Annotated in this window: 10 protein-coding genes; 9 read left to right on the plus strand and 1 reads right to left on the minus strand. The window is 55.6% G+C overall.

All coding sequences use genetic code 11. From position 1 onward, the window contains the following. Nucleotides 1-58 precede the first annotated feature (58 nt). The 9 genes from KW829_RS07845 to KW829_RS07885 all read left to right on the plus strand — a co-directional run bounded on the left by KW829_RS07845 (nucleotide 59) and on the right by KW829_RS07885 (nucleotide 13,394). Nucleotides 59-3,697, plus strand: a complete 3,639-nt coding sequence (locus tag KW829_RS07845; RefSeq protein ID WP_218307968.1) for a DNA translocase FtsK 4TM domain-containing protein — start codon at nucleotides 59-61, stop codon at nucleotides 3,695-3,697. Nucleotides 3,698-3,825: 128 nt separating this feature from the next. After that, complete coding sequence (gene lolA, locus KW829_RS07850; RefSeq protein WP_010429202.1) at nucleotides 3,826-4,440, plus strand: outer membrane lipoprotein chaperone LolA; 615 nt, start codon at nucleotides 3,826-3,828, stop codon at nucleotides 4,438-4,440. A 9-nt stretch (nucleotides 4,441-4,449) separates the two neighbouring features. Continuing rightward, nucleotides 4,450-5,793, plus strand: a complete 1,344-nt coding sequence (gene rarA / locus KW829_RS07855; protein ID WP_042717436.1) for a replication-associated recombination protein RarA — start codon at nucleotides 4,450-4,452, stop codon at nucleotides 5,791-5,793. A 91-nt stretch (nucleotides 5,794-5,884) separates the two neighbouring features. Continuing rightward, nucleotides 5,885-7,177 (plus strand): serine--tRNA ligase, encoded by a 1,293-nt coding sequence (gene serS, locus KW829_RS07860; protein ID WP_010429208.1) that lies wholly within the window; start codon nucleotides 5,885-5,887, stop codon nucleotides 7,175-7,177. Nucleotides 7,178-7,388: 211 nt separating this feature from the next. After that, a complete protein-coding gene (gene dmsA, locus KW829_RS07865) occupies nucleotides 7,389-9,833 on the plus strand; it encodes a dimethylsulfoxide reductase subunit A (RefSeq protein WP_218307969.1) in 2,445 nt (814 codons plus the stop codon). A 10-nt stretch (nucleotides 9,834-9,843) separates the two neighbouring features. After that, the gene (gene dmsB / locus KW829_RS07870) at nucleotides 9,844-10,461 is read left to right on the plus strand and encodes a dimethylsulfoxide reductase iron-sulfur subunit DmsB (protein WP_089597769.1); all 618 of its coding nucleotides are present in this window, start codon (nucleotides 9,844-9,846) and stop codon (nucleotides 10,459-10,461) included. 1 nt (nucleotide 10,462) lies between these two features. Next, nucleotides 10,463-11,326, plus strand: coding sequence for a dimethyl sulfoxide reductase anchor subunit family protein (locus KW829_RS07875; RefSeq protein WP_218307970.1), 864 nt, complete (start codon nucleotides 10,463-10,465; stop codon nucleotides 11,324-11,326). Nucleotides 11,327-11,600: 274 nt separating this feature from the next. Then, on the plus strand, nucleotides 11,601-12,749 hold the full coding sequence (locus tag KW829_RS07880; protein WP_089597767.1) for an MFS transporter: 1,149 nt from the start codon (nucleotides 11,601-11,603) through the stop codon (nucleotides 12,747-12,749). Between the two features lie 123 nt (nucleotides 12,750-12,872). Beyond that, nucleotides 12,873-13,394 carry an anti-virulence regulator CigR family protein gene (locus KW829_RS07885; RefSeq protein WP_120158466.1) on the plus strand — a complete coding sequence of 174 codons (522 nt, stop codon included), beginning with the start codon at nucleotides 12,873-12,875 and terminating at the stop codon, nucleotides 13,392-13,394. A 37-nt stretch (nucleotides 13,395-13,431) separates the two neighbouring features. On the opposite strand, the gene pflA is transcribed toward KW829_RS07885, so the two are convergent. After that, nucleotides 13,432-14,172, minus strand: coding sequence for a pyruvate formate lyase 1-activating protein (gene pflA / locus KW829_RS07890; RefSeq protein WP_010429226.1), 741 nt, complete (start codon nucleotides 14,170-14,172; stop codon nucleotides 13,432-13,434). Nucleotides 14,173-14,204: the final 32 nt, after the last annotated feature.

The following is a 14,204-nucleotide window of genomic DNA, read 5'->3' on the forward strand; positions in this document are numbered from 1 at the left end:
GCGCTGTTGTCCGTTTTAGCAAACAGGCAGGATATGCCTGATACCTGGAGAGCCTTTCTTGAGCCAGGAATACACTGAAGACAAAGAAGTCACACTATCGAAGCTAAGCAGCGGACGTCGTCTCCTCGAGGCTTTGCTGTTGGTTATTGCCCTTTTCGCCGTCTGGCTGATGGCAGCCTTACTCAGTTTCAACCCCTCCGATCCCAGCTGGTCGCAAACCGCATGGCATGAGCCTATCCATAATTTAGGCGGTGTACCGGGTGCCTGGCTTGCGGACACGCTCTTTTTCATTTTCGGTGTGATGGCCTATACCATTCCCGTCATTATCATTGGCGGATGCTGGTTTGCCTGGCGTCATCGTCAGAATGACGACTACATCGATTACTTCGCGGTATCGCTGCGCCTGATTGGCGCGCTGGCATTGATCCTCACATCGTGCGGGCTGGCGGCAATAAACGCCGACGATATCTGGTACTTCGCATCCGGTGGCGTCATCGGCAGCCTGCTGAGTTCCGCCCTGCAGCCGATGCTTCACAGCAGCGGAGGTACCCTGACGCTGCTTTGCATCTGGGCCGCAGGGTTGACCCTGTTTACTGGCTGGTCGTGGGTGAGCATCGCCGAGAAGATCGGCAGCTTTATTCTCACTATCCTCACTTTCGCCAGTAACCGTACCCGTCGTGACGATACGTGGGTCGATGAAGACGAATATGAAGATGAGTACGAAGAGGAAGACGAGGCGCCGGTACAGCGTCGTGAATCTCGTCGGGCCCGTATTCTTCGTGGCGCGCTCGCGCGTCGTCAGCGCGTCGCTGAAAAATTTGCCAATCCGCTTGGGCGTAAAACAGATGCGGCGCTCTTCTCCGGCAAACGCATGGATGAAGACGAGCAGGTTGAGTACCGTGCGGCGGGCGCCGCCGTCGATCCTGATGATGTTCTGTTCTCCGGCAACCGTGCGATGCCGGGCGATTTTGATGAATACGATCCGCTGCTGAATGGTCATTCCGTGACAGAGCCGGTCGCAGCCGCTGCTGCCGCTACCACGGCAGCGCAGGCTTTCGCTGCGCCAGCGGAAGCCGTAATGCCCTCCGCGCCCGTTCCGGCACCGGAGTCGGTTATCCAGCAACCTCAGGTTGACTGGCAGACTGCGCCGGGTGTTCACACCCCGGAACCTGTTATTGCGCCTGAACCAGAAAGCTATGTTCCTGTGCAGCAGGAACAATGGCAGCAGCCTTATCAGCCGGAGCCTGTTTATGAACCACAGGGGTACCCGGAATATGAGCAGCCGGTCGCACAGCCGTATGTACCGGAACCGGTTGAACCTGCGCAGCCATACGCACAACCTGAGCCTGACGTGGCGGAAGAGGCGAAACCATCTCGTCCACCACTGTACTACTTTGAAGAAGTGGAAGAGCGCCGTGCCCGTGAGCGCGAGCAGCTGGCAGCCTGGTATCAACCTGTGCCGGAGCCGGTGCAAGAGCCTGTCACAAAAGCGCCTTCCGTTTCCGTACCGCCAGTAGATCCCACGCCTGTGGCAGAGAGCGTGAAGCAAGCCTCTGTCGCTGCCGCCGCTGCGGCACCAGTCTTTAGCCTGGCGACCGGCGGTGCGCCTCGTCCTCAGGTGAAAGAGGGCATTGGCCCGCAATTGCCTCGTCCTAATCGCGTACGTGTGCCCACGCGCCGCGAGCTGGCTTCCTACGGTATCAAGCTGCCTTCCCAGCGTATGGCTGAGGAAAAAGCGCGTGAATCGGACTATGAAGACGACGCCGATGAACTTCATCAGGATGAGCTGGCGCGTCAGTTCGCCGCGCAGCAAAATCAGCGTTACGGTGAAGAATATCAGCACGACGAGCAAATCCAGGAAGATGAAGACGATGCGGCAGAAGCGGAATTAGCCCGCCAGTTCGCCGCTACGCAGCAGCAACGTTATTCTGGTGAACAGCCTTCGGGCGCGAACCCGTTCTCGCTGACGGATTTTGAATTCTCACCGATGAAAGATCTGGTGGATGATGGCCCAAGCGAACCGTTGTTTACGCCGAGCGTAATGCCGGACGCTGAACCCGTGCGCCAGCAGCCTGCACCTCAGGCCTACACGCAGCAGCCACAGCAGCCTGCGCCACAGCCGCCGCAGTTCCAGCAGCCTGCGCCTCAGCCGCAGGAAAGCCTTATTCACCCGCTGCTGATGCGAAACGGCGATAGCCGTCCGCTGCAGCGTCCAAGCACGCCGCTGCCGTCGCTGGATCTGTTAACGCCGCCACCGTCAGAAGTGGAGCCGGTCGATACCTTTGCGCTCGAACAAATGGCGCGTCTGGTCGAAGCCCGTCTGGCTGATTTCCGCATCAAGGCGGATGTGGTGAACTACTCACCGGGTCCGGTAATCACACGATTCGAACTGAATCTGGCGCCAGGCGTAAAAGCAGCGCGTATTTCTAACCTGTCACGAGACCTGGCGCGTTCCCTGTCGACCGTTGCGGTACGTGTGGTGGAAGTGATCCCTGGCAAGCCGTACGTTGGCCTTGAGCTGCCGAACAAGAAACGTCAGACCGTTTACCTGCGAGAAGTGCTGGATAACACCAAGTTCCGCGATAACCCGTCCCCGCTGACCGTGGTGCTGGGTAAAGATATCGCAGGCGATCCGGTGGTGGCAGATCTCGCGAAAATGCCTCACCTGCTGGTTGCCGGTACCACCGGTTCCGGTAAGTCAGTCGGCGTGAACGCCATGATCCTCAGCATGCTGTACAAAGCGCAGCCGGAAGATGTGCGTTTCATCATGATTGACCCGAAAATGCTCGAACTGTCGGTCTACGAAGGTATTCCGCATCTGCTCACGGAAGTGGTGACGGACATGAAAGACGCCGCCAACGCCCTGCGCTGGAGCGTCAATGAGATGGAACGCCGCTACAAGCTGATGTCTGCGCTGGGCGTGCGTAACCTGGCCGGTTATAACGAGAAAATCGCCCAGGCTGTGCGCATGGGACGTCCTATTCCGGATCCTTACTGGAAGCCGGGTGATAGCATGGATGCCCAGCATCCGGTGCTGGAAAAACTGCCTTATATCGTCGTGCTGGTTGATGAGTTCGCTGACCTGATGATGACCGTCGGTAAGAAAGTGGAAGAGCTGATTGCTCGTCTGGCGCAGAAAGCGCGTGCGGCGGGTATTCACCTTGTGCTGGCGACGCAGCGTCCTTCCGTGGACGTTATTACTGGGCTTATCAAAGCGAACATTCCGACGCGTATTGCGTTTACCGTATCAAGTAAAATTGACTCCCGTACCATTCTTGACCAGGGCGGCGCTGAGTCGCTGCTGGGCATGGGGGATATGCTTTACTCAGGTCCGAACTCCACCTCGCCGGTGCGTGTCCACGGTGCATTTGTCCGCGATGAGGAAGTTCACGCTGTCGTGCAGGACTGGAAAGCGCGCGGTCGTCCACAATACGTGGACGGGATCACCTCTGACAGCGAGAGCGAAGGCGGCGGCGGTGGCTTTGACGGCGGTGAAGAGTTGGATCCGTTATTCGATCAGGCGGTTAACTTCGTGACCGAAAAACGCAAAGCGTCCATCTCTGGCGTGCAGCGTCAGTTCCGTATCGGCTACAACCGCGCGGCGCGTATCATCGAGCAGATGGAAGCGCAGGGGATTGTGAGCGAGCAGGGGCATAACGGTAACCGCGAGGTGCTGGCTCCGCCGCCGTTTGATTAACCTTCAGCGATTGCAAAGAAGGGTAAATCAGCCAAAATTAAGCCTTTTCTTCTGTCGCCTGCCTTCGGGCAGGGCCAGAATAGAAGACGGAAACCCCATATCGGGAAGACGTATTTTAAGGAATAACAATGAAAAAAATCGCTATCGCCTGTGCTTTACTCACCAGTTTTGTTGCCAGCAGCGTCTGGGCTGATGCAGCCAGCGACCTTAAAAGCCGACTGGATAAAGTAAGCAGCTTCCACGCCAGCTTCACGCAAAAAGTGACTGACGGCAGCGGCAACGCGGTGCAGGAAGGCCAGGGAGATTTGTGGGTAAAACGCCCAAATCTCTTCAACTGGCACATGACCCAGCCGGATGAGAGTATCCTGGTGTCTGACGGTAAAACCCTGTGGTTCTTCAACCCGTTTGTTGAACAAGCCACGGCGACCTGGCTGAAAGATGCGACCAGCAATACGCCGTTTATGCTGATTGCCCGCAACCAGTCCAGCGACTGGCAGCAGTACAACATCAAACAAAACGGTGATGAGTTTGTCCTGACGCCGAAAGGCAGCAACGGCAACCTGAAGCAGTTCACCATTAACGTGAGCAGCAACGGCACGATCAATCAGTTCGGTGCGGTTGAGCAAGATGACCAGCGCAGCAGCTACCAGCTGAAAACGCAGCAAAACGGCGCTGTTGATGCATCAAAATTCACCTTTACCCCGCCGCAGGGCGTAACGGTGGATGACCAACGTAATAAGTAAGAGGCATGAGTGGGCAATCTGTCGCTCGATTTTTCAGATAATGCGTTTCAACCTCTGGCCGCTCGTATGCGGCCAGAAAATTTAGCGCAGTACATCGGCCAACAGCATCTGCTGGCTGCCGGGAAACCGTTGCCACGCGCCATTGAGGCCGGGCATCTGCACTCGATGATCCTCTGGGGGCCACCAGGCACCGGTAAAACGACCCTCGCTGAAGTGATCGCCCGATATGCAAACGCGGACGTTGAGCGGATTTCTGCCGTGACCTCCGGCGTGAAGGAGATCCGCGAAGCGATCGAGCGTGCGCGGCAGAACCGCAATGCAGGACGCCGGACTATCCTCTTCGTGGACGAAGTTCACCGCTTCAACAAGAGCCAGCAGGATGCCTTCCTGCCACATATTGAAGACGGCACGATCTTCTTCATCGGTGCCACCACGGAAAACCCATCCTTTGAACTTAACTCAGCACTTCTTTCCCGTGCACGCGTTTACCTGCTCAAATCGCTGACTACAGACGATATCGAAAAGGTGCTCACCCAGGCGATGGATGACAAAGCGCGGGGCTACGGCGGACAAGACATCGTTCTACCGGATGAGACGCGCCTCGCGATTGCTCAGTTGGTTAACGGTGATGCGCGTCGGGCATTGAACACGCTGGAAATGATGGCCGATATGGCCGAAATGGATGATTCCGGCAAGCGGGTGCTGAAGCCTGAATTGCTCACTGAAATAGCCGGTGAACGCAGCGCGCGTTTTGATAATAAAGGCGATCGTTTTTACGACCTGATCTCGGCGCTGCATAAGTCTGTGCGCGGTAGTGCCCCCGATGCGGCGCTCTACTGGTACGCGCGCATTATTACCGCAGGTGGCGATCCGCTGTATGTCGCACGTCGCTGTCTGGCGATTGCATCAGAAGATGTCGGTAATGCGGACCCGCGCGCCATGCAGGTGGCTATCTCCGCCTGGGATTGTTTCACCCGCGTCGGCCCTGCGGAAGGCGAGCGTGCGATTGCGCAGGCGATTGTCTATCTGGCCTGCGCGCCGAAAAGTAATGCGGTTTATACCGCCTTCAAAGCAGCAATGTCTGATGCGCGCGAGCGGCCGGACTATGATGTGCCGGTTCATCTGCGTAACGCACCAACAAAGTTGATGAAAGAGATGGGGTACGGTCAGGAGTATCGTTACGCCCACGACGAACCCAATGCCTATGCCGCCGGAGAGGACTATTTCCCGCAGGAGATGGCACAAACCCGCTATTATCACCCCACAAACAGAGGTCTTGAGGGTAAGATTGGCGAAAAGCTCGCCTGGCTTGCCGGACAGGATCAAAATAGCCCTATAAAACGCTACCGTTAGCGCTATCGTTGCGGTAATGTTGGCGTTGTATCCCTGTGACCGCAGGCTGTGGTCACTTTTCCTATTTTAATTCGATAAGCACAGGATAAGCATGCTCGATCCCAATCTGCTGCGTAATGAGCCAGACGCAGTCGCTGAAAAACTGGCACGCCGGGGCTTTAAGCTGGATGTAGATAAGCTGCGCGCTCTTGAAGAGCGTCGTAAAGTTCTGCAGGTACAAACTGAAAATCTGCAGGCAGAGCGTAATTCTCGATCGAAATCCATCGGCCAGGCGAAAGCGCGCGGGGAAGATATTGAGCCATTACGCCTGGAAGTGAACAAACTGGGTGAAGAGCTGGATCAGGCGAAAGCTGAACTGGACGTTCTTCAGACCGAAATTCGTGATATCGCCCTGGCTATCCCGAACATTCCTGACGACAGCGTGCCTGTCGGCAAAGATGAAAACGACAACGTTGAAGTGAAACGCTGGGGCACGCCTCGCGAGTTCGACTTCGAGGTTCGCGATCATGTGACCTTGGGCGAAATGCACGCGGGCCTGGACTTTGCGGCGGCGGTTAAGCTGACCGGTTCTCGCTTCGTGGTCATGAAAGGCCAGATTGCTCATCTGCACCGTGCGCTGGCACAGTTTATGCTGGATCTGCACACCGAGCAGCACGGTTACAGCGAAACCTACGTACCGTATTTGGTTAACCACGATACGCTGTACGGTACGGGTCAGCTGCCGAAATTTGCCGGCGATCTGTTCCACACCCGTCCGCTGGACGAGGAAGCAGACAGCAGCAACTATGCGCTGATCCCAACCGCGGAAGTGCCGCTGACTAACCTCGTGCGTGATGAGATCATCGACGAAGACGACCTGCCAATCAAACTGACCGCACACTCTCCGTGCTTCCGTTCTGAAGCAGGATCTTACGGTCGCGACACGCGCGGTCTGATCCGTATGCACCAGTTCGACAAAGTTGAGATGGTGCAGATCGTCCGTCCGGAAGAGTCTATGGACGCGCTGGAAGAGATGACCGGCCACGCTGAGAAAGTGCTGGAGCTGCTGGGTCTGCCGTACCGCCGTATGGCGCTGTGCACCGGCGACATGGGCTTTGGTGCCTGCAAAACCTTCGACCTGGAAGTTTGGGTACCTGCGCAGAACACCTACCGTGAAATCTCCTCTTGCTCTAACGTCTGGGATTTCCAGGCGCGCCGCATGCAGGCTCGCTGCCGCAGCAAGTCCGACAAGAAAACCCGTCTGGTGCACACCCTGAACGGTTCTGGTCTGGCTGTGGGTCGTACGCTGGTTGCCGTGCTGGAAAACTATCAGCAGGCAGACGGACGTATTGAGATCCCGGAAGTGCTGCGTCCCTACATGAAGGGCCAGCAGTTCATCGGCTAATAATATGTCTTAAAACAAGAAAGCGCCTCAGGGCGCTTTTTTTATGCCTGCTAATTGATACGACTCAATAATCTCTCCCTCTAAAGTAGTAATACTCCTCCGAATGAAAGCCAGCATAAAAAGCTGATAACGAAGAAATTCGTTCTATATAAAACTATATAGCGGTCTGTGCCGCCTCTCTTTTCTTTGTGAGCAACCAAAGTGAGTCTTTATGAAAATCAAAGCGCCTGAAGCGTTAATGGCTGCCGAGGTCACTCGCCGTGGGTTGATGAAAACCACGGCAATTGGCGGCCTGGCTGTAGCCAGCAGCGCCTTCACGCTCCCTTTTACCCGACTAGCATCGGCGGCGGATGCATTATCCCCAGCCTCAGCGCCGGAAAAAGTGGTGTGGAGTGCATGTACCGTTAACTGCGGTAGCCGTTGTCCACTGCGCATGCATGTGGTGGATGGTGAAATTAAATATGTCGAAACCGATAACACCGGGGACGATAACTATGAAGGGTTGCATCAGGTTCGCGCCTGCCTGCGCGGGCGCTCCATGCGTCGCCGCGTCTATAACCCGGATCGTCTTAAATACCCGATGAAGCGTGTCGGTAAGCGTGGGGAAGGGAAGTTCGAGCGCATTAGCTGGAACGAAGCCTACGATATTATCGCGACCAACATGCAGCGTCTGATCAAAGAGTATGGCAACGAGTCCATCTACCTGAACTACGGCACCGGGACGCTCGGCGGCACGATGACGCGATCCTGGCCGCCGGGAAAAACGCTGGTAGCACGCTTGATGAACTGCTGCGGCGGTTATCTCAACCACTACGGCGACTACTCTTCCGCGCAGATTGCGGCAGGTCTCAACTACACCTACGGTGGCTGGGCCGACGGTAACAGCCCGTCTGATATCGAAAACAGTAAGCTGGTCGTACTCTTCGGTAACAACCCGGGTGAAACGCGCATGAGCGGCGGCGGGGTGACCTACTACCTCGAACAGGCCCGCGCCAAATCCAACGCCCGCATGATCATCATCGATCCGCGCTACACCGACACCGGTGCCGGACGTGAAGACGAGTGGATCCCAATCCGTCCGGGTACCGATGCGGCGCTGGTCTCAGCGCTGGCATGGGTGATGATCACCGAAAACCTCGTCGATCAGCCTTTCCTGGATAAATACTGCGTCGGCTATGACGAGAAAACGCTGCCCGCCAGCGCGCCTGCCAATGGCCACTATAAGGCGTATATTCTCGGTCAGGGCAGTGACGGCGTGGCGAAAACACCTGAGTGGGCGTCCACCATTACCGGGATACCGGTTGAGCGTATTGTTCAGCTTGCGCGTGAGATTGGCTCAGCCAAACCGGCTTACATCAGCCAGGGCTGGGGGCCGCAGCGTCACGCCAATGGCGAAATCGCGACCCGCGCAATCTCCATGCTCTCCATTTTGACCGGCAACGTCGGTGTTCACGGCGGGAATACCGGCGCCCGTGAAGGCTCGTATTCGCTGCCGTTTGAACGCATGCCGACGCTGGACAACCCCGTGCAGACCAGCATTTCCATGTTTATGTGGACGGATGCAATCGAACGTGGTCCTGAGATGACCGCGCTGCGCGACGGGGTGCGTGGCAAAGACAAGCTGGATGTGCCGATCAAGATGATCTGGAACTATGCCGGCAACTGTCTTATCAACCAGCACTCCGAAATCAACCGTACCCATGAAATCCTGCAGGATGACAAGAAGTGCGAAATGATTGTGGTGATTGACTGCCACATGACATCGTCGGCGAAATATGCCGATATCCTGCTGCCGGACTGTACCGCGTCAGAGCAGATGGATTTCGCCCTCGATGCCTCCTGCGGCAACATGTCCTACGTGATCTTTACCGACCAGGCGATTAAACCGCGCTTCGAGTGCAAAACCATCTATGAGATGACCTCTGAGCTGGCGAAGCGTCTTGGCGTAGAGCAGCAGTTTACCGAGGGGAGGACGCAGGAAGGTTGGATGCGCCATCTGCACGAGCTCTCTCGTAACGCTATCCCTGACCTGCCGGACTTCGACACCTTCCGCAAGCAGGGGATGTACAAACAGCGTGACCCTGAAGGGCATCACGTGGCGTACAAAGCCTTCCGCGAAGACCCGCAGGCTAACCCGCTGACCACACCGTCGGGCAAAATCGAAATTTACTCCGAAGAGCTGGCAAAAATTGCCTCCACCTGGGAGCTGCCGGAAGGGGATGTTATCGATCCACTGCCAATCTACACGCCGGGTTTCGAAAACTACAACGATCCACTTACCGCGAAATTCCCGCTGCAGCTGACCGGTTTCCATTACAAGGCCCGCGTCCACTCAACCTACGGCAACGTCGATGTACTGAAAGCCGCGTGCCGCCAGGAAATGTGGATCAACCCGATGGATGCCAAAGCACGTGGAATCAACAATGGTGACCGCGTACGCATTTTCAATGGTCGTGGTGAGGTACATATCGAAGCCAAAGTCACTCCGCGCATGATGCCTGGCGTTGTCGCGCTGGGGGAAGGGGCCTGGTATAACCCGGATGCAAACCGCATTGACCAGGCGGGCAGTATTAACGTACTGACCACACAGCGGCCGTCGCCACTGGCGAAGGGCAACCCGTCCCACACGAACCTTGTTCAGGTTGAAAAGGTGTAAGGAGTAACCGATGACAACCCAGTATGGATTTTTTATTGATTCCAGCCGCTGCACAGGGTGTAAAACCTGCGAGCTGGCCTGCAAAGATTACAAAGACCTGACGCCGGACGTGAGCTTCCGCCGTATTTACGAATACGCCGGTGGCGATTGGCAGGAAGATAACGGCGTCTGGCATCAGAACGTCTTTGCCTACTACCTGTCAATTGCATGCAACCACTGCGAAGATCCGGCTTGTACCAAAGTCTGTCCGAGCGGTGCGATGCACAAGCGTGAAGACGGCTTTGTGGTGGTGGACGAAGATGTCTGCATCGGCTGCCGCTATTGCCACATGGCGTGTCCGTACGGTGCGCCGCAGTACAACGAAGCAAAAGGCCATATGACCAAGTGCGACGGCTGCCACTCCCGCGTGGCCGACGGTAAAAAACCGATCTGCGTGGAATCCTGCCCGCTGCGCGCGCTGGACTTTGGCCCAATTGAAGAGCTGCGTAAAAAACATGGCCAGCTTGCTGCCGTTGCGCCGCTGCCGTCCGCGCACTTCACGAAGCCGAGCATTGTGATTAAACCTAACGCCAACAGCCGTCCTACAGGTGATACCACCGGCTATCTGGCAAACCCGAAGGAGGTGTGAGATGGGAAGTGGATGGCATGAATGGCCGCTGATGATCTTCACGGTCTTTGGGCAGTGCGTGGCGGGTGGCTTCATTGTGCTCGCGCTGGCGCTGTTGAAGGGTAATCTCAACGCTGAACAGCAGCAGCGTCTGGTGCTGAGCATGTTTGGCCTTTGGGTACTGATGGGGCTTGGCTTTATTGCTTCTACGCTGCACCTCGGTTCACCAATGCGCGCGTTCAACTCTCTGAACCGCGTGGGGGCATCATCTCTCAGTAACGAGATTGCCAGTGGGGCGATTTTCTTTGCTGTTGGCGGACTGGGCTGGCTGCTGGCCGCGCTGAATAAATTGCCTGCGGCTCTGCGTAGCCTGTGGCTGATTGTGACGATGGTGCTGGGCGTGGTGTTCGTGTGGATGATGGTGCGTGTCTATAACACCATTGATACTGTCCCAACCTGGTATAGCATCTGGACACCGATGAGCTTCTTCCTGACGATGTTTATTGGCGGGCCGCTGCTCGGCTACCTGCTGCTGCGCGTCGCGGGTGTGGATGGCTGGGCAATGCGTTTGCTGCCTGCCGTATCGCTGCTGGCTTTGGTCGTGAGCGCTGTGGTTGCTCTGATGCAAGGGGCGGAGCTGGCAACGATTCACAGTTCGATTCAGCAGGCATCTGCCCTGGTCCCGGATTACGGTTCGCTGATGGCCTGGCGCATCGTTCTGCTGGTCGCGGCGCTGGTATTCTGGATCGCCCCTCAGCTTAAAGGTTATCAGCCCGCGCTGCCGCTGCTGTCACTGGCCTTTGTGCTGGTACTGGCGGGTGAACTGATTGGCCGCGGAGTGTTCTACGGGTTGCATATGACCGTTGGTATGGCTATCGCCAGTTAGCGTTGTATTTAGTTCTATCAAGCCGGGCCCGAGCGCCCGGCTTCTCTTTTTTCAATCATGAAATTTTTCGACTGTCGTTTTGTTTTAATTTCGGGCATTAATAAATAAAAACAGAGACATAATTAATATCTATAGCAGGCGTGGCATTAGCAGGATAAGTTTTTTAAATCGACAGGGATCATATTGTGCGTGGCGCTTAAATCAGTGGATTGACTTTGTTTTTGCCAGTGGCATGATGCGCACGAAATCTGAACTTCCTCACGGTTTTTAATCCATGACCACCTATACCCGGCCAGTGCTTCTGTTGCTCTGTGGCCTGCTTCTGTTGACCCTGGCGATCGCAGTGTTAAATACGCTCGTCCCGCTGTGGCTCGCCCATGAAAACTTACCGACCTGGCAGGTGGGTATGGTCAGCTCGTCCTTTTTTACCGGGAATCTGCTGGGCACATTATTAACCGGTAGCCTGATTAAGCGTTTTGGCTTTAATCGCAGCTATTATCTGGCTTCGCTGATTTTTGCCGCCGGATGTGCCGGGCTGGGACTGATGGTTGGTTTCTGGAGCTGGATGGCATGGCGCTTTATCGCTGGCGTAGGCTGCGCGATGATTTGGGTGGTGGTTGAAAGTGCGCTGATGTGCAGCGGCACGTCACGTAACCGCGGACGCCTGCTTGCCGCCTATATGATGGTTTACTACGTCGGCACCGTGCTGGGGCAACTGATGGTGAGCAAGCTGCCAACCGACCTGATGAGCGTTCTGCCGTGGGTAACGGGCATGGTGCTGGCCGCAATCCTGCCTCTGCTGTTTACGCGCATTGTGAACCAGAACAGTGAGCATCAGGAAGCGACCCACATCTGGCCGATGCTGAGGCTGCGCCATGCGCGCCTGGGGATTAACGGCTGTATTATTTCCGGGATTGTGCTGGGTTCGCTCTATGGCCTGATGCCGCTCTACCTGAATCATCAGGGCGTGAGCGATTCCGGAATAGGGTTCTGGATGGCGGTGATGGTCAGCGCCGGGATTGTAGGGCAGTGGCCTGTCGGTCGTTTGGCTGACCGCTTTGGTCGCCTGCTGGTGCTGCGCGTTCAGGTCTTCGTGGTGATCATGGGATGCCTTGCGATGCTCAGCAATGCCGCCATGGCACCGGCCCTGTTTATACTTGGGGCTGCGGGCTTTACGCTCTATCCTGTTGCGATGGCCTGGGCCTGTGAGAAAGTTGAACATCACCAGCTGGTGGCGATGAATCAGGCGCTGTTACTGAGCTATACCATCGGCAGTTTATTAGGGCCGACGTTTACCGCGATGCTGATGCAGAATTATTCCGATAACCTGCTGTTTATCATGATCGCCAGCGTATCGTTTATTTATCTCTTAATGCTACTGCGCAAAGCGGGCGAGCACCCAACGCCAGTGGCACATGCCTGATTAAATAAAAGCCTGTCGATGACAGGCTTTTTTGTCCCCATCACAACTAAGAGTTTTACTTATTGTGTGTTTATCTCACCAGGCGATAATTCACAGGAGTCCTACCACAATAAGGCAGTCATCATGTCTATTCGTCGTTTTTCCACTACTGCGCTTGCCGTAGTGTTGTCTTTAACGTTTGCAACCGCTCCGGTCATGGCTAATCCTGGAAATGGGAATGGCGGTGGTCACGGAAACGGTGGTGGACAAGGTAATAGCGGCAATCATGGCAACGGGAATTCTGGTGACCATGGTAATAAGCAAAATAACGGTAAGGACAATCCGGGAAAATCGGATAAGAGCTTCAAAAACAGCAAAGATGTCAGTAATGATGTCGACGTTCGTGTGAGCTTCGATCATGCCCGCCATCTGGCACTGAATTACGGCTTAACGGGCTATGATTCTCTGCCTCCGGGGATCGCAAAAAACCTGGCGCGCGGTAAACCGCTGCCTCCGGGAATTGCGAAGAAAACTGTGCCAGCTTCTATGCTGGGCCAACTTCCTTCTTATCCGGGCTATGAATGGCGGGTGGTGGGGGATGACCTGGTCTTAATCGCATTGAGTACCGCGATTGTGACCTCCGTTATTAACGGCGTCTTCAAATAGAATATAGAAAAGGCCCGGTTTTCACCGGGCCTTTTCTTTAATACATCACCTTGTGGCCGTACTGTTCAAGAATACCTTTGACGCGTTCCATCGTCTCTTTTTTCGGCGGCTTCACGCCATCAAGCTTATATTCTTCACCCATAGCCACCCATTTGTGTTTACCGAGTTCGTGATAGGGCAGAAGCTCAATTTTCTCCACGTTGCCCATATCACGGGTAAATTCGCCCAGACGGTGCGCGGAATCATCATCATCTGACCAGCCCGGCACGACCACATAGCGGATCCAGGTTTTGATGCCTTTGTCGGCAATGTATTTGGCAAATTCCAGCGTGCGGTGGTTGGAGACGCCAACCAGGTTCTGGTGGATCTCATCATTCATCTGTTTGAGATCGAGCATGACCAGATCGGTCACTTCGAGCAGTTCATCAATAACCGGATCGTAGCGGCGTACAAAGCCATTGGTGTCGAGACAGGTATGGATACCTTCCTTGCGGCAGGCACGGAACCAGTCGCGGACAAATTCAGCCTGCAGGATGGCCTCGCCGCCGGACGCGGTGACACCGCCGCCGGACGCGTTCATAAAGTGGCGGTAGGTCACCACCTCTTTCATCAGATCTTCAACGGTTACTTCTTTACCGCCATGCGTATCCCAGGTGTCACGGTTATGGCAGTACAGGCAGCGCATCAGGCAGCCCTGGAAAAAGGTGATAAAGCGGATGCCCGGGCCATCGACGGTGCCACAGGATTCAAAGGAGTGAATGCGACCAATAATTGACATTGCGGTGATATCTCCAGCATCGGCCCGTCCGG

The organism is Enterobacter sp. ENT02 (genome assembly GCF_019219165.1).
GTDB lineage: Bacteria > Pseudomonadota > Gammaproteobacteria > Enterobacterales > Enterobacteriaceae > Enterobacter > Enterobacter mori.